We start from the raw sequence: 7,600 nt of genomic DNA, 5'->3' as shown, positions 1-7,600 counted from the left end.
TTACTGACTACTCCTAGCTCTTCTGCTATTGCCAGTAGCTCCCCTGTGCTTTTTCTCTTCAGCTCACATAGGTTCAGGATTCTTCCTTCTTCGCTGCCACTCCCTGTCGCCTCTTCTGCTACTACAGACTCTTCTCTTTCCATGACACCTTCTGACATACCAACTCTCTTCACTAAACCTAAAAAGTACAACCCCCTAATCCCCAATAGCAGCGACATCACTAACCTTGCTCATAACAAAGGCAAAGTACGAACATCACAAACTTACGGGAAACAAAGCGCCTATCCACAAAACCACACTACTGAAGATCCACGTCCTCAACACTTGGCGCAACAGAGCCTATACCATCCACAAAACTCACAAGCGCCACATCACCGTAAGGAAAAAATAAACCCCCCAAGGAAAACCCCGAACGAACTCCGAGCACGCGGAATCTATACCATAACTCCACAACACACAAGTACATTTTTATGCCAAATTATACAAGCAACACCCACAATTTACAGGGCGCACGATCTACAACGCACAACTACTTGATGAGCATAATGTCACACCAAAGCATGGGAGCAAGGTTTACAGATGCCTACTGTTGGAACACATAACCTAGCCTTAATATACCAGATAACTTGTGCAAAAGCTAGTGTAGAAATCAAAATACCTACGTCATACGTTTTATGAATGTGTAGTGAAAATTCAACATATGACACACTCCAACACGGCTGCTATTGCAATAGCACTCTAAGAGCTAATGTCTGTGTATGAGATTACCTAGTTTTTTTTCGCAAGAATCTGCAAGTTTCAACTCACCTAAGCTGCTGAATTTATTACATCCTGTCTCCATCAAGACATCGCCTTGATGGCAGATTTACGTTGCAATATTACAAGGCACGGTGCAAACATGTAGAAGTTAGCGGGGAATAGACTTAAACAACACTAAACAATAACCTGCAAGTCAGTTTAATACATGGTTTTTTTAATGAAGTGCAATATCAGTGAGTCTATGATAATTATTCGCTTGAATTAGCGCGAATTTTCACTTCAAGTTGGACACAATATAGCCAAGGAGATAACAGATGGATCACACAGACGACCGCAAGATGTACGGTACTACAATCTTGTCGATAAGAAGGGGGAACAGTGTAATAGTAGCAGGCGATGGTCAGGTGACTTTGGGATCTGCAATCATGAAAACTTCTGCAAGAAAGATAAAACGTCTAGCTTCCAACACAGTCATCACTGGTTTCGCTGGCGCAACTGCTGATGCATTTACTCTATTTGAAAGACTAGAAGGTAAGCTAGAAAAACACCCTGGTCAGTTAATGCGTGCATGTGTAGAGTTGGCTAAGGACTGGCGTCAAGACAAATACCTAAGGCGCTTGGAAGCAATGATGATCGTTGCTGATAAGTCAGTATCTTTGGTTATCTCCGGCGGTGGGGACGTCTTGGAACCAGAAAATGGCATAGCTGCAATTGGATCAGGGGGTAACCTCGCCCTAGCAGCTGCTAGGGCATTGTGCGCAGCGCAAGATGAATTTGCGCCTAATATGCCTTTGGAATATATAGTTGCAAAATCCATGGCAATTGCTGCAGAAATTTGCATATACACTAACAACAACATTGTTATGGAAAAGATAGAGGGTTGATATTATGTACTCACGTGAGTTAGGTGTGCTTTCTTGCAATGCACCATCTGAAGGTGGTGATTTAGTTTCTGGAAATATTCAGGAAGAAGAAATGACACTAGATCAGGATTGTGGTGATGATGTGGAAGAATTCCCCGAAGAGGATGATGAATGTGAAATTCGTGACCTATCTCCGAAGCAGATCACAAAAGAACTGGATAGGTTCATAGTAGGGCAAACTGAAGCGAAGCGTGCAGTTGCTAATGCATTGAGGAGTCGTTGGCGTCGCAATCGCGTTCCTCAACCCTTAAGAGATGAAATCATCCCGAAAAATATACTGATGATAGGGCATACTGGGGTTGGAAAAACAGAAATAGCTCGTCGTTTGGCCAAACTAGCTCAAGCCCCATTTATAAAGGTGGAAGCTACCAAATTTACCGAAATAGGTTACGTAGGCCGTGATGTTGATTCCATAATGCGTGATCTAGTAGATCGAGCAGTGTTATTAGTTAAGGAGAAGTATAGAAAGATTGTCAGAAAGCAAGCGCGAAAGTCTGCTGAGGATATTATCCTTAACTGCCTTGTAGGAGCTGATGCATCGGAAGACACCAAGAATGCCTTCCGGCATAAACTCCGCGCGGGAGAGTACGAAAACTCTGAAATATCTATCAATGTTAAAGACAACCGAAAGAGTATGCCCCCTTCGTTTGAGGTTCCGGGTATGCCAGGCGGACAGGTTGGCATTATGAATATAAATGAGATAGTGCAGAAGGTTCTAGGAGGAAATAAACTCTCAAGAACCATTAGTACTACTGTAAAAGAGGCTCGTGAAATTCTGCTGGATGAAGAAACCGAGAAGCTGATCGACGAAGATAAGATAGTACGCGAAGCATTGCACATAGCAAGCAACGAGGGAATCGTATTCTTAGATGAAATTGATAAAATTGCTGCAAGAACAGAGGTGCGCGGTGAAGTAAATAGAGAAGGTGTGCAGCGTGATCTTCTGCCATTGCTAGAAGGAACAAGTGTAAGTACTAAGTATGGTACCGTAACTACTGACCATGTCCTATTTATAGCTTCCGGTGCGTTCCATCTAGCAAAGCCTTCAGACCTACTGCCAGAGCTTCAAGGTCGTTTGCCTATTAGAGTAGAGCTTCAGCCTTTAAGCAGAGATGACCTAGTTCGTATTCTAACAGAGCCAGAGGCTAATCTGCTGAAACAGTATCGTGCGTTGCTGGAAACCGAAGGTGTTACGGTAGAATTCACTGAGGATGGCATATTTGCCATTGCTGAAATAGCTTCAACTGTAAATCGAGAAGTGGAAAACATCGGTGCAAGAAGGCTGCATACCATCATGGAAAAGCTAATGGAAGATATCAGCTACAATGCTTCTGAAAACAGTGGCCAAACCTTCGTGATAGACGAAAAGCATGTACGAGAAAGGCTAGAGGATATTTCAAAGCAATTAGATCTTTCCAAGTTTATACTGTAGTAAGAATGGCTACGCAAGCTGAGGTAAATAGGGTTTTTTCTTCTGTGGCATCGCGTTATGATGTGATGAATGACATCATGAGTTTTGGCCTACATAGGTTATGGAAGCGTGAGTTGTGCAGCAGAATAGTGAAGCACTCTGGAACATTATTAGATGTAGCAGGTGGCACAGGAGATATAGCCCTACGTGCTCTGCGGCAACGTGGAGGTTTAAACATTACAGTATGTGATATCAATCGGGAAATGCTCAATGTAGGGAGAAAGAAGTCTATCGACTGCGGGCAAGTTTCTATAAAATGGGTATGTGCCAGTGGCGAGTGCTTGCCCTTTCCTGATAATGTGTTTGACTACTACACAATAGCCTTTGGTATAAGGAATATACTCGATAGACGAGCTGCTCTAAAGGAGGCATATAGGGTACTGAAGCCGTGCGGTAGATTCTTGTGCTTGGAGTTTTCCCCCATACTTGAAGACAGTGCGTTCAAAACAGCTTATGACCTGTATTCTTTCTTTGTAATACCGAAAATTGGCAAAATAGTAGCCGGTGATATAGATGCATATTCCTACTTAGTTGAAAGCATTAGAGCTTTTCCCGCACAGAAACAGTTCTCTTCCGAAGTTACAGACGCTGGGTTTTTCAAAATCACACATAAGAACGTATGCGGTGGAATCGCCACACTTTACAGTGCTTGGAAGGTCTAACGTCAACACATTTTAATGTGATACATCCAACCTCTTGCCGTCACATATGTACTAATTTCCTTTATGAACCAGATAGGTATTAGAAGAATGATCCTAGCGGTTTTATGACAGATTACACCACTGCTTCAGACAGGCTTATATATGCTGCAGATACTGTTAAAACCCCGTCACTTTTTCTTAACACGGTTCGTCGTACATTAGACAATTCTGCTAGAGAAACTTCGTAATATGGCCTGTATGATGGACAGATTGATCAACGTAACCTTACAAGCATTGACCATAACTGAGGTAGAAGAAACCGCCATAATCTCAACAACCTTAGTAATATCTTTCTACAATACATATCTAATAATAGATTCCTAGATAACCAGTCTCAAGATACAAAACCACTCTCAAGTAACCATGCCTGAAACGGAAAGATAACTCATATCTCAACAACTTCACCACCTTCAATAGTTTTAGCAAGTAACCCAGCCACTATTGTTTTTTCTTCAGGAATGAGTTCCTTTACTAGGTCTTTAGCTACGGCTATGGCGTTCCCATTAGGGGTACCATCTTTAGCAGCACTACCACTGTATACCCTACCCGTAGGCCAATTCTTACCTTCTATAAGTTTCACAGCCTCGACAAACTTACTAAACGGTTTGTCCGGAGCAGCCGCACTCAATCCGCTACACTGCGCTGTTTTTCCATTTGCAGCTTCTGCCGCAAAATCTGTCGGACTCCCATCCGCACTGCCCTTCGCATGAGTTCCACTACAAACCTTGGTATCGATGTTAGGGTAAGAGATTTCAACAGCCTTAGCAAAGTGAACAATGTCCTTACCGTTTATTTTGGCAAGAGCAGCAGTAAGCTTGTCAGTCTGATCAGTAACTACATCATAAGCCAACTCCTTAGCTAGTAGATATACTGTATATGCTTCATTTCTCTAATAATGTTTTTAGATCCCACTCCTTCTCATACGTCAACAGTGCACACGCAGTGTATATACTCTATATACAAAAATTGTATCAATATCACGGCAGTGCTAAGTCTTCGGACCTAAAAACATTACACAATTCTGCCGTATATGAAAGAGGAACTCAACATTTGCCTCGACAAGAAAGTAATGCAGCATACGTACTGCTAAGGCACTATCTCGCACATAATATAAACCTGAAGAGGGCTGGATCACACTACACACAGGACACAACACTGTGAATTATCATACCTATTGTGGACTTAACTAAAGACAGAAACATTGAAAGTATATCTGCGATACCACAAATACTAATGACTCCCCCTCTCTCGGCTCTCACCGTTTATGATCAGAACTGTGATTATTCTTTTGAAGAATGCGTACTCATACACAAAGAACTACAACTTCCTGAGTGACAGATTGAAAAGCGGCATGTGGTACATATCCGTAAAATGCAGGCAAACACCATGAGTTGTACATTTTCCATGTAATCAACAAGCTACATCAAGACACCTATCTGATATTTCTCTCTTCAGAAATTTTTGACTACAACCACCTTACTCTTCAAGTCTTCCCTCAGCGCTATTACGTCTACTGTCTGACTCATGCATACGCCAAGGGAGAAGAAGCATACATCTTACATACGCACAATGCTCTTCAGTTATGCTGATATACTTGTAGCACTATACATCATCCATATCAAACTTGGAGAATATAGGTACTGCTTTCGGGAGTACCCTACCCGTACATAGTGCTGCAATATGCTCAAACTTTCTCTTTTCAACAGGTACAGCAATTTGCTCTAACAGCTTCTCAGATATCACAGGAAGAAATGGCTGTAACATCAACCCTATACACTTTATGTATTCTAACAATTTGAACAGTACAGCTTCCGCTAAGGCAGTATCTTCCTTAAATAGCTTCCAAGGCGCCTTTACAGCTATATACTCATTCGCTATAGAAGATAAACCTATTATAAATTTTAGAGCCTCAAAGAAGCGACACTCCTCCACATAGACCCGATATTGTTCCAAAATCCCCTGATAATCGGGAAGGGTCTCATCACCACACATGAGCTCCATATCTACAGAAGGAATTTTGCCTCCACACCACTTATGCACCAACGTGACAGTTCTTTGGACCAAATTACCAACATTATTAGCCAAATCACAGTTTACACGCTCCTTTAGCCTCTTAGCGCTAAAGCTAGCATCATTCCCTATGGGAGTCTCACTAAGCAGAAAGTAGCGTACGTTATCCAAGCCATACTCACTTATTATCGTAAGTGGACATATCACATTCCCCAACGATTTGGAAATCTTCTGACCTTCATTCAACCACCAACCATGCGCTACAACCTGCTTAGGCAATGGTAACCCTGCAGCCATCAACAACGCAGGCCAGTAAACCGCATGAAATTTCAGTATATCCTTACCCACGACATGCATTACATGGGCATTCTCACCACGCCAAAAGTTGTTATAGTCCTCAGAATCCTCGTTAGGAAACCCCGTTAATGCCAAGTAATTAGAAAGGGCATCTATCCATACATAAATCAAATGCTCTGGATCACCTGGAACACCTATACCCCAAGAAAGGTGTGCTTTTGAACGTGAAACTGACAAATCTCTCAATCCCGACTTCACAAAGCTTGTGACCTCGCTAAGCTTCCCTTCTGGCACAACAAAACGAGGATTATCCTGATATAACTGAAGCAGAGCTTCCTGCCATTCTGATAACTTAAAAAAATACCCTGGTTCTTCTAACCACGTAACTTCCGCTCCTGTTGGAGCTTTACCATCAATTAAATCACGCTCTTGATAAAAAGTCTCATCACGGACCGAATAGAAACCGGCATAACACCCTTTATATATCTGCCCCCCACTATACAAGCGATCCCATAACGCTATTACGGCATCTTTATGTCTACTTTCCGTGGTACGAATAAAGTCATCAGCACAAAAACCAGACTTGTGGACTAATTCCCTAAACGACTCACTAACCTCGTCAACAAACTGTAATACTGGAGTACCACGTTTACGGGCAGTTTCCTCTATTTTCTGGCCGTGCTCATCTGTTCCGGTAGTAAACTTTACATTATCACCATCTAGACGCTTAAACCTTGCAAGAACATCTGATATAAGCGTGGTATAAAAGTGTCCAATGTGAGGAACATCGTTCACATAATATATGGGAGTGGTAACACAGAAGTGCTTACTTGACATTGTATAATCCTTACAGACAAGAGTTAATAAAGAGCTGCAGAACGCATTGTATAAGCATTTGAGTACCTTCGCAAGGAGGGTAGCAACGGCTCCGGTAAGCGACGCAATCACGGTAGATAAAGGTCAATCCAATCATGCGACCCTTCTTAGCTGGTACCTCAAGATATGAGTTATGATCCACGCTATACAGCAAGAAACTCGATAATCTTCGTAGAAATCAACAGCAATTTTAGAAAAAATTACACCTTATCATTACGAGGAAGTAGTTGCGCATCATAACAAATTTTTAAGGACTTTATAAATGCAAGACAACGGTAATGCAGGCAGTGTACAAATCTAGCGGTGCATCTTCTAGCGCGTTTCAAAAAGTAAGACTGAATATAAATGAAGAGTACGGCACACAGCAGTAGCATCAGGACAGGATATGATGTTTTTAAATGTGTGAGCAGCCTTAACTAGAAAATCCATCAAAAGGCTATACCCTGGCATTAGGTAATCTCAGGCTCTAATGACATTGGATAAACAGGGTGGAGGTTAAGGGAGTCTATCTGAATCAAGGTATATGTTTGGGTATTCGGGATTATAGTCAGGCAACTTTGAAT

7 protein-coding genes and 1 pseudogene are annotated in these 7,600 nt (G+C 42.0%); 4 read left to right on the top strand and 4 right to left on the bottom strand.

Going from position 1 to position 7,600, the window contains the following annotated elements:
• Window positions 1-218: pseudogene (locus KPX09_RS03580) on the bottom strand (hypothetical protein); the annotation flags it as partial.
• 80 nt (window positions 219-298) lie between these two features.
• Window positions 299-466 carry a hypothetical protein gene (locus KPX09_RS03575; RefSeq protein WP_249549025.1) on the bottom strand — a complete coding sequence of 56 codons (168 nt, stop codon included), beginning with the start codon at window positions 464-466 and terminating at the stop codon, window positions 299-301.
• Window positions 467-1,073: 607 nt separating this feature from the next.
• On the opposite strand from KPX09_RS03575, the gene hslV reads away from it, so the two are divergent.
• The 4 genes from hslV to KPX09_RS05610 all read left to right on the top strand — a co-directional run bounded on the left by hslV (window position 1,074) and on the right by KPX09_RS05610 (window position 4,042).
• On the top strand, window positions 1,074-1,643 hold the full coding sequence (gene hslV, locus KPX09_RS03570; protein ID WP_249549024.1) for an ATP-dependent protease subunit HslV: 570 nt from the start codon (window positions 1,074-1,076) through the stop codon (window positions 1,641-1,643).
• 4 nt (window positions 1,644-1,647) lie between these two features.
• Window positions 1,648-3,114, top strand: a complete 1,467-nt coding sequence (gene hslU, locus KPX09_RS03565) for an ATP-dependent protease ATPase subunit HslU (RefSeq protein WP_275973636.1) — start codon at window positions 1,648-1,650, stop codon at window positions 3,112-3,114.
• A 5-nt stretch (window positions 3,115-3,119) separates the two neighbouring features.
• Entirely contained in the window at window positions 3,120-3,815 is a 696-nt protein-coding gene (locus KPX09_RS03560) for a class I SAM-dependent methyltransferase (RefSeq protein ID WP_249549023.1), read from the top strand.
• A 104-nt stretch (window positions 3,816-3,919) separates the two neighbouring features.
• Window positions 3,920-4,042, top strand: a complete 123-nt coding sequence (locus tag KPX09_RS05610) for a hypothetical protein (RefSeq protein ID WP_275973635.1) — start codon at window positions 3,920-3,922, stop codon at window positions 4,040-4,042.
• A 197-nt stretch (window positions 4,043-4,239) separates the two neighbouring features.
• On the opposite strand, the gene KPX09_RS03555 is transcribed toward KPX09_RS05610, so the two are convergent.
• Complete coding sequence (locus KPX09_RS03555; protein WP_346017237.1) at window positions 4,240-4,704, bottom strand: hypothetical protein; 465 nt, start codon at window positions 4,702-4,704, stop codon at window positions 4,240-4,242.
• Between the two features lie 752 nt (window positions 4,705-5,456).
• A complete protein-coding gene (locus KPX09_RS03550) occupies window positions 5,457-6,998 on the bottom strand; it encodes a methionine--tRNA ligase (protein ID WP_249549022.1) in 1,542 nt (513 codons plus the stop codon).
• Window positions 6,999-7,600 lie beyond the last annotated feature (602 nt).

The sequence above is a fragment of the Anaplasma phagocytophilum genome, from assembly GCF_023476575.1.
GTDB lineage: Bacteria > Pseudomonadota > Alphaproteobacteria > Rickettsiales > Anaplasmataceae > Anaplasma > Anaplasma phagocytophilum_A.
This window is presented reverse-complemented; position numbering and strand designations above follow the sequence as displayed.